Origin of the sequence: Mesorhizobium sp. 2RAF45 (genome assembly GCF_052115225.1) — a bacterium.
GTDB classification, from domain to species: Bacteria; Pseudomonadota; Alphaproteobacteria; order Rhizobiales; family Rhizobiaceae; genus Mesorhizobium; species Mesorhizobium jarvisii.
Map to the genome: position 1 here is coordinate 21,144 of NZ_JBFRGG010000005.1, position 13,264 is coordinate 34,407.

Annotated in this window: 12 protein-coding genes; 5 read left to right on the forward strand and 7 right to left on the reverse strand. The window is 65.6% G+C overall.

The genetic code is table 11. The annotated features are described in order from the left end of the window. Window positions 1-264 precede the first annotated feature (264 nt). Genes AB4Z43_RS15760 through AB4Z43_RS15770 form a run of 3 tightly spaced genes read left to right on the forward strand, consistent with a single transcriptional unit; the run spans window position 265 to window position 5,490 of the window. Window positions 265-4,395, forward strand: a complete 4,131-nt coding sequence (locus tag AB4Z43_RS15760) for a Pls/PosA family non-ribosomal peptide synthetase (RefSeq protein ID WP_240564483.1) — start codon at window positions 265-267, stop codon at window positions 4,393-4,395. Further along, window positions 4,392-4,847 (forward strand): GNAT family N-acetyltransferase, encoded by a 456-nt coding sequence (locus tag AB4Z43_RS15765; RefSeq protein WP_441938267.1) that lies wholly within the window; start codon window positions 4,392-4,394, stop codon window positions 4,845-4,847. The genes AB4Z43_RS15760 and AB4Z43_RS15765 overlap by 4 nt, the downstream gene beginning before the upstream one ends. Before the next feature lie 4 nt (window positions 4,848-4,851). Next, a complete protein-coding gene (locus tag AB4Z43_RS15770; protein WP_441938269.1) occupies window positions 4,852-5,490 on the forward strand; it encodes a 4'-phosphopantetheinyl transferase family protein in 639 nt (212 codons plus the stop codon). 7 nt (window positions 5,491-5,497) lie between these two features. Here the strand turns inward: AB4Z43_RS15770 and AB4Z43_RS15775 are convergent, their stop codons facing one another. The 3 genes from AB4Z43_RS15775 to AB4Z43_RS15785 all read right to left on the reverse strand — a co-directional run bounded on the left by AB4Z43_RS15775 (window position 5,498) and on the right by AB4Z43_RS15785 (window position 7,831). Further along, a complete protein-coding gene (locus tag AB4Z43_RS15775; protein ID WP_441938271.1) occupies window positions 5,498-6,592 on the reverse strand; it encodes a KamA family radical SAM protein in 1,095 nt (364 codons plus the stop codon). A gap of 163 nt (window positions 6,593-6,755) precedes the next feature. Further along, window positions 6,756-7,652 (reverse strand): NmrA family NAD(P)-binding protein, encoded by an 897-nt coding sequence (locus AB4Z43_RS15780; RefSeq protein ID WP_441938273.1) that lies wholly within the window; start codon window positions 7,650-7,652, stop codon window positions 6,756-6,758. Next, on the reverse strand, window positions 7,649-7,831 hold the full coding sequence (locus tag AB4Z43_RS15785; RefSeq protein WP_019859450.1) for a DUF1127 domain-containing protein: 183 nt from the start codon (window positions 7,829-7,831) through the stop codon (window positions 7,649-7,651). Before AB4Z43_RS15785 ends, AB4Z43_RS15780 begins: the two co-directional genes overlap by 4 nt. Before the next feature lie 216 nt (window positions 7,832-8,047). Between AB4Z43_RS15785 and gcvA the strand changes: the two genes are divergently transcribed. Beyond that, the gene (gcvA, locus tag AB4Z43_RS15790; protein WP_019859451.1) at window positions 8,048-8,959 is read left to right on the forward strand and encodes a transcriptional regulator GcvA; all 912 of its coding nucleotides are present in this window, start codon (window positions 8,048-8,050) and stop codon (window positions 8,957-8,959) included. Window positions 8,960-8,973: 14 nt separating this feature from the next. On the opposite strand, the gene AB4Z43_RS15795 is transcribed toward gcvA, so the two are convergent. Further along, on the reverse strand, window positions 8,974-10,014 hold the full coding sequence (locus AB4Z43_RS15795; protein ID WP_441938276.1) for an SDR family oxidoreductase: 1,041 nt from the start codon (window positions 10,012-10,014) through the stop codon (window positions 8,974-8,976). 76 nt (window positions 10,015-10,090) lie between these two features. Here AB4Z43_RS15795 and AB4Z43_RS15800 point away from each other — a divergent pair, with 76 nt between their 5' ends. After that, complete coding sequence (locus AB4Z43_RS15800; RefSeq protein WP_441938278.1) at window positions 10,091-11,086, forward strand: AraC family transcriptional regulator; 996 nt, start codon at window positions 10,091-10,093, stop codon at window positions 11,084-11,086. A 198-nt stretch (window positions 11,087-11,284) separates the two neighbouring features. On the opposite strand, the gene AB4Z43_RS15805 is transcribed toward AB4Z43_RS15800, so the two are convergent. Genes AB4Z43_RS15805 through AB4Z43_RS15815 form a run of 3 tightly spaced genes read right to left on the reverse strand, consistent with a single transcriptional unit; the run spans window position 11,285 to window position 13,246 of the window. Further along, window positions 11,285-11,497 (reverse strand): tautomerase family protein, encoded by a 213-nt coding sequence (locus AB4Z43_RS15805; RefSeq protein ID WP_027047080.1) that lies wholly within the window; start codon window positions 11,495-11,497, stop codon window positions 11,285-11,287. A 32-nt stretch (window positions 11,498-11,529) separates the two neighbouring features. Further along, window positions 11,530-12,423, reverse strand: coding sequence for an SDR family oxidoreductase (locus AB4Z43_RS15810; RefSeq protein WP_441938280.1), 894 nt, complete (start codon window positions 12,421-12,423; stop codon window positions 11,530-11,532). Between the two features lie 10 nt (window positions 12,424-12,433). Beyond that, the gene (locus AB4Z43_RS15815) at window positions 12,434-13,246 is read right to left on the reverse strand and encodes an SDR family oxidoreductase (protein WP_441938284.1); all 813 of its coding nucleotides are present in this window, start codon (window positions 13,244-13,246) and stop codon (window positions 12,434-12,436) included. Between the last annotated feature and the right edge of the window lie 18 nt (window positions 13,247-13,264).

A 13,264-nucleotide genomic window follows, 5' to 3' on the forward strand; every position in this document is an offset into this window, starting at 1 on the left:
ATCACCTCCGGAAAAGACCATCAGGGGCAAGGCAGGAGGAGCGCCCAGACACAATTCAGAAACAAGTTTCAACAATTCGGAAAAACTGGCGAAAAGATCGCATGGCATAACCATCCCGCGGGGGACTGCGCGGATTTCCTTTTCGGAAGCTTCGGTCCGCCATCGACAAGGGTCAAATTGCAGCAGCGGCACAGCCGAAAATGCCTGCTCGAACAGCGGCATGAACAGCCGGGCGATACGCGGCCAGGACGAGAAAGTATGGAAATGGATTACGGTATCGACATTGCTGCCCTGGACAGGGACACGGCAAGACCAGGCGCGCAGCCCGAAACTGGGCTGGCCCAGAATGGGCTGGCAGGCGTCGATACCCTTGTAAGGGGCGCTCAGCGGACCCTGGCCGCGCATGGCCAGATTCTGACCGGCGCCGATTTCGCGCGGGCAGGCCAACCCGGCGAGCGGCTCGACACGGTCTTCGAAGAGCTCGCCGCAACGTTCGCCACCTTGCCGGCAGTGATCTCCGACGGACGTGCCTGGACCTATCAGGAGTTGGACAGCCGCGCCAACCAGTTCGCCCGTGTGCTGATCAAGCGCGGCGTGCGGCCGGGCCACCGGGTCGGGCTCATTCTCGACCGCTCGGCGGAGACCTATGTCGCCTTGCTCGCCGTGGTGAAGGCAGGCGCTGCCTTCGTGCCGCTGGCCACCGCCTTTCCACAGGAGCGCATGGCGCTCATCATCGAAGACGCCAGCGTCAGCCTGATCGTCACCATCGCCACCTATGCGTCGCGGGCCGACCAACTGCCGGTTCCCCACGTGCTGATCGACGGCGCCGCCGCCGAGATCGCCAAACAGTCCAGCGCGCCGCTGAAGCCGCAAGAGGCGCCGGCGGAAGACATCTGCTACATCCTCTACACGTCGGGCACGACCGGCAGGCCGAAGGGCGTGGCCATCCGGCACCAGAGCTTCGTCAACTTCATCCGCGTCGCCGCCGCATCCTACGGCTACAGGCCGGGCGATCGCGTCTACCAGGGCATGACGATTGCCTTCGACTTTTCCTCCGAGGAGATCTGGGTGCCGTTCGTCGCCGGCGCGACCGTGGTACCAGCGCCCGGCCAGATGCCGCTCGTCGGCGAGGAACTGGCGGATTTCCTGCGCCATCATGAAATCACCTGCATGGCCTGCAGCCCGACGCTGCTGTCGTCGATGACATCTGACGTGCCCAGCCTGCGCACGCTCCTGGTCGGCGGCGAGGCCTGCCCGCACAATCTGGTTGTGCGCTGGTCGAAGCCTGGGCGGCAGATCCTCAACACCTATGGCCCGACCGAGGCGACCGTCACGGCAACGATGGGTGCGCTGACGCCGGACAAGCCCGTCACCATCGGCGCGCCGCTGCCCACCTACTCCATCGTCATCCTCGACCCGTCGCTGCCGGAACTGGCCGAGCCCGGTGAACTGGGCGAGATCGGCATTGCCGGCATCGGGCTCGCGGTCGGCTACCTCAACAGGCAAGACCTGACGGAACAGAAGTTCATCGCCGATTTCATCGGCCTGCCGAACAACCCCTCGCAGCGCATCTACCGCACGGGCGACCTTGGCCGGATCAACGGCGACGGCGAGATCGAATATGCCGGGCGCATCGACACCCAGGTGAAGATCCGCGGCTATCGCATCGAGCTCGGCGAGATCGAGGCGGTGCTGCTGGACCAGCCCGAGATCGCGCAGGCTGCCGTCACCACCTGGGAGATCGAACCCGGTCGCGTCGAACTCGTCGCCTATTACGCGCCCAAGGCCGGCCAGCCGGCGCTCTCGCGCGCCGATCTCGCCCAGACGATGAAGCGGCGCCTGCCGGACTACATGGTGCCTTCCTATCTCGAGGAGCTGCCGGCGATCCCGATGACGGTCTCCAACAAGGTGGACCTTCGCCAGCTGCCGAAGCCGACCAGCGTGCGGCTTTCCGCCGACCGCGAGATGGTTGCGCCCGGCAATGACGACGAACGCTTCCTGGCCGAGGCGCTGGCCGCGGTGCTGAAATTCGACGAGGTCTCGGTCGAGGACAATTTCTTCGACGATCTCGGCGCCAACTCGCTGCTGATGGCGCATTTCTGCGCCCGTGTGCGCACCCGCAAGGAATGGGCGACGACGTCCATGCGCGACATTTATCTCCATCCGACGGTGGCGCGCCTGGCCAAGCACCTGAGCGTCTCGGAAGAGGTGACGACCGCCACCAACGAGCCTGTTCTCACCCGCCAGGCATCGAATTTTGCCTACTGGACCTGCGGAATGGCGCAGTTGCTGTTTTACGGGGTCTACAGCTATGCGGGCCTGTGGGCGCTCAACATCGGCCTCAACTGGATGTATGACACGCTCGACGATCCGCTGCAGCTCTATATCAGGTGCGTCGCGCTCTCGGCCGGCGTGTTCTTCGGCATGACGGGCTTTGCCGTCCTGGCGAAATGGGTACTCGTCGGCCGCTGGAAGGCGGAAGCCTTCCCAATCTGGGGCCTGCGCTACTACCGCTTCTGGGTGGTCAAGACCTTGATCCGCACCGCCCCAGTCGTGCTGTTCCGCGGCAGCCCGCTCTACAGCTTCTATCTGCAGATGCTGGGAACCAGGATCGGCAAGAACGCGGTCATCGAATCCAAATCCGTGCCGGTCTGTACGGACCTGATTTCCATCGGCGCCAACACCATCTTGCGCAAGGAATCGCTGATTCTCGGCTTTCGGGCGCAGTCCGGCTACATCCACATGGGACCGCTGACCATCGGCCGCGATGCCTTCGTCGGCGTGGGTTCGACGCTCGACATCGACACCTCGATCGGCGACGGCGCCCAGCTCGGCCATTCGTCCTCGCTGCAGCGCGGGCAAAGCATCCCGGATGGCGAACACTGGCATGGCTCGCCGGCCGTGCCGACCACGGCGGACTATTGCAAGGTGCGCAACGAGAACCCTTCCGACATCCGGCGCTTCCTCTTCGAAGCGGTCCAGTTGATCGGGCTGTTTGCCATTGTCATCCCGCTGCCGCTGCTGTTCCACAGCTATTGGGAAAATGTCGGCGACGACTATCAGGAGACGATCGGCGTGGTCGCCGTCGGCACCACGGTCACGCTTTTCGGCTATATCGCCGCGGCTTTTCTCGCCGCGACGGTGCTGCCGCGCCTGCTCAGCGTGATCCTGAAACCCGGCCGCACCTACACGCTTTACGGCTTCCGCTACTGGCTGCAGACCGCCACCGAGTTCACCAGCAATTCCCGCGTGCTGGGACTGCTGTTCGGCGACAGTTCGGCGATCGTCTATTACATGCGCGCCATCGGCTGGAACCTCAACAAGGTGGTGCAGACCGGCTCCAATTTCGGCTCCAACCAGCAGCACGAAAACCCGCTTCTGTGCGAGATCGGCACCGAGACCATGGTGTCGGACGGCCTGTTCATGATCAACATGCACAAATCCGCCTCGGCGTTCCGGCTCGAGCGGACGCGCATCGGCGAACGCAACTATCTCGGCAACAACATCTATTACCCGCCGGATGGACGCACGGGCGACAACGTCCTGCTTGGCACCAAGGTGATGATCCCCATCGATGGGCCGGTGCGCGAGAATGTCGGGCTCCTCGGTTCGCCTGCCTTTGAAATCCCGCGCATGGTCAATCGCGACAAGGAACTCATCGCCGGCGTCGACGAGGCGGACCGACGCCAGCGCATCCCGCACAAGAACCTGCACAACGCGGTGACGATCCTTCTGTTCATGGCCACACAATGGGTCATGCTGTTCGCCACGCTGGCGATCTGGGACCGGGCGCTGAACTACTACACCGAATGGGCTGAAGTGGCTCTCTTCGTCGCCGTGCTCCTGACCTCGGCGATTACCATTCCGTTCTACATTTTTGTCGAACGGGCAAGCCTTGGCTTCGGCCGGCTGAAGCCGCAGATGACGACCATCTACGACGTCGCCTTCTGGCGCCACGAACGCCACTGGAAGCTTGCCGATTCTCCGATCGTGCGCCTGTTCGCCGGCACGCCCTTCCGGCCGGTGATCCTGCGCATGCTGGGCGTCAAGGTCGGCAGCCGCGTCTATGATGGCGGAGCCAACCTCACCGAACGTTCCCTGGTCGAGATCGGCGATGACGCCACACTCAACGAAGGCTGCGTCATCCAGGCTCACTCGCTGGAGGAAGGCGCGTTCAAGTCCGACTACATCCGCATCGGCAAGGGCTGCACGCTCGGACCGTCCGCCTTTGTCCATTACGGCGTCGTGATGGGCGAAGGATCGGTGGCCGACACCGATTCCTTCGTGATGAAGGGCGAGGAGCTTGAGCCCTACTCGATCTGGCGCGGCAACCCGGCCAAGCTGCATCGCTTCGTGATCCCGGTCACGAACGACGGCGCCAAGGCGTCGGCTTGAAGGCCGGAGACATCCGCCTCGCCCCGGTGACCAAGGCCAATCGGGCCTTGGTCGCGTCGCTGGAACTGGCGCCGGAGCAGATGGATCTTGTCGCTGGCAACGCGGCGTCGCTGGAAGAGGCCGAAACCGACGAGGACGCGCGACCCCGCGCAATCATGGCCGGGGATCGCATCGTCGGTTTCCTGATGTACGACGCGCCGGAAGATGACGACGAGGCGCGCATCTACCGCTTCATGATCGACCGCGCCAGCCAGGGCAGAGGCTACGGCAAGGCCGCGTTGCGCGCGGTGCTGCACGAGATCGGCGGGCTCGTGCACGTCAGGCACGTCTCGATCTGTTACGAACCCGAGAATGAAGCGGCACGCCAGCTCTATCGCACCGCCGGTTTCGTGGAAGAAGGGCTCGACGAGGATGGAGAAATGATCGCCGATCTCGTCCTGCCGAGGGGATGACCCTTTGACGCGGCCACCCTCCCCTGAAGCCGCGTTGGCCGAGGCGATGGCGGCAATCGCGCCCCGAAATGTCCGGACCGGATGCCGGCTGATAGGCGACGCGGATGAGGCCCACTTGCTGCCCGAGGAAGCGCGTTCCATCCCCGCGCGGCAGCCGGCCATGCGGCGCGCCAGCGGTGCCGCCCGCTGGATCGCGCACCGGCTGCTGGCCGATATCGGCATCACGGATGTCGCCATCATGCGCGCGCCATCCGGTGCCCCGGTCTGGCCGGACGGAATAATTGGCTCGCTCGCCCACGACGACGACATGGCCGTGGCGGCGGTCGCGCCTGTCGGCGGTATCGTCTCGCTCGGCATTGACGTCGAGCCCGCCGAACCCTTGCCGGACGACATTTTCGCGATCGTTGCAACCGGCGCGGATCGCACAGGCGCGGCGGACCCGCGCCTTGCCGGCCGCATCCTGTTTTGCGCTAAGGAAGCCGTCTACAAGGCGGCCTTTCCGCTCGATCGCGATGTGCTGGGCTACGAGGATATCGCCGTGGACCTCGATGCCGGCCGCGCGACGACGAAGACCGGCCGCAAGGTCAGCCTCGCCTACTGCGTCGTCCCGCGCGTGGTCGTTTTGGCGTTTGTCGGGGAATAGCGCCGCCCTATTCGCCCACGATCTCCCGATAGGTCCTCATCGCGCCGTCCTGGCCGCGTATCCGCCAGCTCTCCCCGTCGCGGCCCTCGATAGGACATGGCCCGAGCGGCACCTTGCCGCCGCCTTCCGGCAGGTCCAGCACATAGACGGGATTGCAGATGCCCGACAGGCGCGCCCGCAGCGCTTCCACCAGCGCCTGGCCCTGCGCGATCGTGGTGCGTCGGTGCGCCATGCCGCGCGCCAGGTCGCCATGGTGCAGGTAATAGGGTTTTACCCCCAGCCGGTACATCAGTTCGCGGCAGAGCTCCTCCAGCGCCTCGACCGTATCGTTGACGCCCTTGAGCAGAACGCTCTGGTTGAGCAGCACGAAACCGGCCTGCCGCATCGTGCGGCATGCCATTTCGGTCGCGGGCGTGATCTCTCGCGAGTGGTTGAAATGCGTGACGACGGTGATCATCAGCCGGCCCTGCAGCGCAGCGACCAGCCCTGATGTAATGCGCGATGGCAGCGCCACCGGCACGCGCGTGTGGATGCGCAGCAGCCGCACATGCGGGATCGCCTCGATGCGCGCGAAGATTTCGGCCAGGGCCTTGTCGGGCAGCGACAGCGGATCGCCGCCGGTCAGGATCACTTCGCGGATTTCGGAACGATCCGCGATATAGGCCAGCGCAGGCTCCAGCGCCTCGCGCGTATAGCCGCGGCCGATCGAGGTCAGCGATTCCTTGCGGAAGCAGAACCGGCAATAGACCGCGCATTGATAGGTCGGGAACAGCAGCACCCGGTCGGCATGACGGTGCGTCAGTCGCGGCACCGGGCTGAACTCATGGTCGGCGATCGGATCGCCAAGCTCGCCCTCCGTCTCCTCCAGTTCGCCCAGTGACGGGATGACTTGCGCGCGGATCGGATCGGCCGGGTCGTTCCAGTCGATCAGGTCGAGATAGGCTTTCGGCGCACGCACCTTGTGGCGGCTGGCGGCCTCCTGCGCGGCGGCGCGCTCGGCCGGCGACAGCGGCAGGGCGGCAAGGTCGCGCACGTGGCGCACGCCCTGGCGGACATCGTCCTGCCAGTCGGGGGGGCGGGTTACATCTTTGAGGTCGGTCATAGCAGGTCTCGGAGTGGTCGCGCGGACCTATCGGCCGGATGGACGGTTCGGTCAACCACTGTCGCAACGCCAACCATGCCCGTCACACTCTACGGCGCCCCCTCTGTCCGGCAGGACAGAGGGGGCGCGACAGAACGCCGGCTCTTGCCGCTCAGCGCCCCCTTCACCCAGTCCTTCCACCCCTCTCGGCCATCGCCACAAATGCACTCTCAATGCTCTCAAACCTCAGCTCCGGATAAAGCACCCCCGCCTCCACAGTATCCGTCTCCAGCGCGGTCTCGCCGCGGATCCAGAACGCCCGCAACAGACCAAGGCCGGGCACAGCGGCGATCACCGCCTCCAGCTCCTCAGCGCTCATATTCACGACGCGCGGCGAGCGGCCGCTGACGCGGCGCCAGAGGTCGATCATCTGGCCCTGCGTGATCCTGTTCCGCGCGATCCGGATTTCCGTGCGGACTGCGGCGGGATCCTCCAGCGCCCGCATGGTGACGGCGGCGATATCCTTCTCGCTGACGAAGGTCGCCGGAACGGTGCCGTCGCCATAGAGCGTCACCTCATCCGGCGGCAGCACGGCCGAACCGAAGCGCGTCAAATCGCCCAGCGTCGCCACCCAGGTCGAGAAGAAGCCGTTGGTGTAGATGACCGTACAGGGCAGATCAGCTTCCCTGACCGCGTCGAACACGGCCCTCTTGATGTCGAGCGGTGCGATCGTGCCGGGGGCGGCGGCGGCAAAGTCGAGGCCGAAGCCGGCGGAGGGCACGAAGCGGGAGACCCCGACATCTTTCACTGCGCGCACCAGCGTCATCTCGCTGGCCGAACCCACATGCACCGAGCTGATGACGCGGTCGACCTTGCCGACGGCGCGCACGAGGCTGCCATAATCGTCGAGATCGCCGACATGCACCGTGGCGCCCAACGCCTTGAGCAGCCGCATCCGCTCTTCATTGGCTGAGGTTGCTGGCCGAACCAGGACATGCAGGCTGTCGCCATTGCGCGCGCTGGCCTTGGCCATTTCGCTGCCCAGGAGCCCCGTCGCGCCGATGATCAGGGTGCTGGTCATATCCCCCTCCCATTGCGCAGGATGGAACCGTCCCAGTCGCGCTCCAGGCCAATGTCGCGCAAGCGGCGGTCGGAAAACCGGGAAATCCGGCGTCGCACGCGGCGGCGCTCGAAGGCTGCCGTGCTGCGCATGGCGAGGCCGCTCATCGCGGCGCCAATGGATCCAAGGGTCAAGGTCATTGTCTGTCTCCTACGTTCGTCAGGGCGCAAGCGTGCTCGTGCCGCCCATCGGGCGAGCATGACGATCGCTCACATATTTCGTTGGTCTTTCAACGCATCGGAGAACCGGAGAGGTCGATATCGATGCGCGGTACGCAGCGATATTGTGCATTTTCGGGCTGGACGACAAACGACTCTTTGTGCAGGATTTGTGAGCAACACTCACAGGTTGAGGCCATGCCGCGCAGATTGCCGCCCCTCACCGCCCTGCCCGCTTTCGACGCCGCGGCAAGGCATCTGAGCTTCTCCAGGGCGGCGGAAGAGCTCAACCTCACCCATGGCGCGGTCAGCCGCGCCATCCGCAACATCGAGGACAGGCTCGGCATCCAGCTTTTCGATCGGGGAACGCGATCCGTGCGCCTGACCGCCGTCGGTGCGGCCTATGCGGTCGAGGTCGGCAAGGCGCTCGACCAGATCGCCGCCGCCACCATCGCCGCCACGCCCGACCGCTCGACGCGCATCCTGAACGTCTCGACGTCGGACGGCTTCGCCGGCCGCTGGCTGGTGCCGAGGCTGCATCGCTTCCACCGCGCCAATGCCGATATCGACGTGCGGCTGGCGACCTCGGGCGTGCTGGCCGATTTCGTCAGCGACGGCATCGACGTCGCCATCCGCTACGGCAAGGGCGGCTACACCGGCGTGACGGCGGAATTTCTCGCTGACGAAGAGGTCTTCCCGGTCTGCAGCCCGGAATTGCTGCAAGGCGAACATCCGCTGCGCCGGCCCGAGGACCTCAGGCACCACAAATTGATCCATGACGCCTTTCGCATCGACTGGGCGACATGGCTGCAGCAGGCCGGAGTCGATGGCATCGACCCCAAGCGCGGCGTGCGCTTCGATTCCGCCACCTTCGCCGTCGAGGCTGCCGTGCATGGCGAAGGCGTGCTGCTCGGCCGCAGCGCGCTGGTCTCGGCCGACCTCGCGGCAGGGCGGCTGGTGCGGCCCTTCGACCTCGCGCTGAAATCGGCGGCCAGCTACTACCTTGTCTATCCCGACGGCGCGCTGCGGCAGAAGAAGATCAAGGCGTTCCGCGACTGGCTGTTTGCCGAGGTGGCGGCTGACTGGGTCGGGATGTCTCGGAGGGATTGAGGCGAAAGACCCGCCTACGCTTTTGATCCACCCACCAACCCCAGCCGCAACAAACTCTCGGCCGTGGCGACGATCGCCTCCTCGGCCGGGCGCGGCGTCCAGCCAAGCAGGCGCGTCGCCTTTTCGCTGGTGGCGTCCATCATCACCCCGAGATGCCTGGCCAGCATCTTCGTCGTGGGATCGCCACGCAGCGCCAGCAGGCGGATCATCCAATTTGGAATCTCCCTGGTCGGCACCTTGGCTGCTGCCGCGCCCATCCTGCGCCGCAGCACTTTCGCAACATCCGCCATCCACAGGCTGTGGCCCGAAATACCGATGAAGCGCTCGCCCTTGGCCGCAGGACTGGTCATCGCCAGCAGATGCAGATCGGCCAGGTCGCGCACGTCGACATAGCCTGAGTTGACCCGAGGACAACCGGGCATGCCGTCCATCAGCCGCTTGATCAGCCCGATCGAATGCGAGAAATCGGCGGCGAGCACCGGGCCGAGCACAGCGACCGGATTGACGACGGAGAGTTCGAGGCCGCCGCCCTCGCGAGCGATGAAATCCCAGGCGGCGCGCTCCGACAGCGTCTTCGATCTCTGGTAGGGCGCGACGGCGCCGCTGAGGTCGGACCAGTCGGTCTCGTTGAACGGCCGTGTCTGCGGCGCATGGCCCATGGCGACAGCACCGATGGCCGAGGTCAGCACCACGCGTTTTATGCCGGCATCGCGCGCGGCCTTGAGCACCCGCAGCACGCCGTCGACGGCGGGCCTCACCCAATCCTCCTCGCGCGTCTGGCTGCCGGAGGGCGTCGGCGATGCGCCATGCATGACATAGGCGCAGCCGGCGACGGCCTCCGCCCAGCCAGCGTCCCCGGTCAGGTCGGCGACGACGAAGGACAGCCGATCGCCTAGCTCGGCGCCGCCTTCTTTCAGCATCGCGCGCACCTCCGCTTCGCGCTCGAGCGAACGCACCGTCGTGCGCACCCGATAGCCGGCACCGAGCAGCTTCAGCATGCAGTGCGATGCAATGAAGCCTGAGCCGCCGGTCACCAGCACCAGTTCGTCGTTCATGTCGGTCTCCTGATGTCTCCGCCCCTCATGGCGGCCTTTCATGGCCATCAGCTATGCCTGCCCGATCGGATTGTGAATGCTTGAAAATCCGCATAAGTTGCGCGAAAGTACAAAAATGACCGACGATCCCTTCTCCGACATCCTCAAATTCACCAGCGCGCAAACCATGGTGACAGGCGGCTTCACTGCCGGCGGAGCATGGGCGCTGCGCTTTCCGGCGCCCGAAAAAATCAAATTCTTTGCCGTGGTGAAGGGCAGTTGCTGGATCCGCTTCGAGGGCGAGGACGAGCCGGTGCATGCACAAACAGGAGACGTGCTGCTTCTGGCATCGCGGCGCTCCTTCATCCTCGCCAGCGACCTGTCCGTGCCGCCGCTCGACGCCATGGCGGTGTTCTCCGGTTGCAAGATCGCCCAACTCGGCGACGGCAAGGATTTTACGCATATTGGCGGCCATGTGCTGCTCGACCAGGCGAGCGGGCGGCTGCTGGCCGACGTCTTGCCGCCGTGGATCCACATCCACGCCTCGTCGCCGCAAGCGACAATCCTGCGCTGGATCCTTGACCAGCTGGTGCGCGAGCAGGCGGATGGCCAGCCGGGCGCCAGCCTTGCCACGGCGCAGCTGGCGCAACTTCTGTTCATCCAGGTGCTGCGGGCGCATCTGCAGACGTCGAGCCTGATGCCCGCCGGCTGGCTGCGCGCACTCGCCGATCCGCGCCTGGCGCCAGCGCTGCGGCTGATGCATGGCGACCCCGGTCGCGACTGGCATCTGGAGGAACTCGCCAGGGCCGCCGCCATGTCGCGCACCAGCTTTGCCTTCCATTTCAGGCAGACCGCCGGCGTCGCGCCACTGACCTATCTGACACAATGGCGCATGCATTTGGCCGAGCGCGCCCTGCGCGAGGAAGACACGCCCGTGGGGGTGCTTGCCCGCTCCCTTGGCTACACCTCGGAAAGCGCCTTCAGCAATGCCTTCAAGCGCGCCACCGGCACCGCGCCCAAGCGGTATCGAACCGCGGGGAAAGCCGAACGGTCGGGTGACGCCGAAGCGCGGTCGCTGAGCCTGGTATCTTGAAAAATCAGGAGAGGCGGAGGCCCAAGACGGGTGGACAGCTCGGGACTGTCCACCTGTCTCGGTTGATGCATGCCGCCCGAACGGGGGGCATCGATTTTCAGGGAACCGACATGCATTGAAAGGCCCCCGCGCACAGAGCGGACGTTGGTATCAGCGGCAACCAGTCGTCATATGAGGCGTGTCGACCAGGGCCGGCCCCTACTCCTTGACGCGATAGGCTTCCGGTATGACGAACACTTCGTCGGCCCGGCCATAGCCGCCATCGGCGACCTCTTCGACCAGCACCATCGTGGTGGGCCGCACGCCTTCGCCGAAAAAGTCGACGAACATTGCGGTGGTCCGGTGGATGAGGTCTTCCTTCTGCGCCTTGGAGAGAGCGGCCTGCGGCAGCTTGATGTTGGCGAATGGCATGATGGGGTTTCCTTTTAGTTGGGAGTGGGTTTTCAGGCTTTGGGGTGGAGCAGGTCGGCAAGGCCGATCCGCTCCAGGAGTTGCGCGCTGACGCGGTCGGCAACACCGTTGACGATTGCCGCGCCATCGTCGGAGGGATCGATATGGACGCGCAGCGGGCGGCGGCCATGCGGCATGGCGACGAGGTCGACGATTGCGTCGGCGGCCTCGGCCGGATCGGCATCCGCCGGCTCAAGCGATGCCAGCCCCTTCAGTGCCTGCTGATCGGCACCGGCATAGGAACCGGACCAATAGATGCCGGCGCGCTCGGCATCGGCGGGTGCGGCCGCGTGGTGGAAATGCTCCGTGCCGCTGGTGAAGGCGCCTGGCACGACGATCGTCGTTTCGATGCCGAAGCGGGCGAGTTCCAGCGCATAGCTCTGCGCCAGTGCATCCATGCCGGCCTTGGCGGCGAAATAGGCCGCCAGGAAGGGTGGCGTGCCGCCGCGCGTGCTGCTCGAACCGACCCAGATCATCTGCGCCCGGCCGAGGGACCGCATATGCGGCAGGGCCGCACGGTTGACGCGCTGCGTGCCGACGACATTGACGTCATAGAGCTGCGCCAGCTGTTCGGGCGAAAACGCCTCGGCCGGCCCGAACCCCATATGCCCGGCATTGTGGATCAGCACGTCGAGCCGGCCGGCTTCGCTGAGGATCCGCCGGATCGCCGCTTCGGCAGAGGCATCGGAGGTGACGTCGAGCGCGATGGGCTTGAGCGCCACGCCCTCGTCACGCGCAAGCGCCTCCATTTCGGCTGCCGCGGCACCGCCACGCGCCGCGGGATCGCGCATCGAGGCATAGACCGTGTGGCCGGCCCTTGCGAGCGCCCGCGCCGTCATGGCGCCAAAGCCGCTGGAGGCGCCGGTGATCAGGATTGTCTTTTGCATCTCAGCCTCCTCAGATCGCGCCGCCATTGGCACGTATGATTTGTCCGTTGACCCAGCCACTGTCCGGCCCGGCCAGGAACGACACGACGCCGGCAATGTCGTCGGGCTGGCCGAGCCGGCCGAGCGGGATCATCTTGGCCGTGGCCTCGACCTGCGCCGCGCTCTTGCCGTCCATGAACAGCGCGGTCTCGACAGGGCCGGGCGCCACGGCGTTGACGGTGACGCGCCGAGCGCCGAGCTCCTTGGCCAGGATATGCGTCATCGCTTCGACCGCCGCCTTGGTGGCGGCATAGACGCCGTAGCCCGGCTGGTAGAGGCCGACGACGCTGCTGGAGAAATTGACGATGCGGCCACCGTCGCGAAGGCGTTTCGCGCCCTCGCGCATGCCCCGGAACACGCCGCCGAGATTGACCGTGATCTGCGCGTCGAAGGACGCATCGTCGGTCTGCGCGATCGGCGACAGCTTCATGATGCCGGCATTGTTGACCAGCATATCGACGCCGCCGAACACCTTCTCGCCGGCATCGAAAAGGGTGGCGATGCCCGTGGGATCGGCGATATCGGCCTGCACGGCGATCGCCTTGCCGCCTTCGGCTTCGATCGCGCCGACGACCGCTTCGGCCTCGGCGCGGCCCCGTGCATAATTGACGACGACGGCGAAGCCGTCGCGGGCAAGCCGCCGCCCGATCGCCGCACCGATGCCCTTGGAAGCGCCGGTCACGATCGCGGTTCTGATTGGGTTGCCCGAACTTGTCTGCTGGCCCGTACTTGTCTGCTGGCCCGCACTTGTCTGCTGGCCCGCACTTGTCTGCTGGTTTGTCATGGACGTCTCTCCGTATTG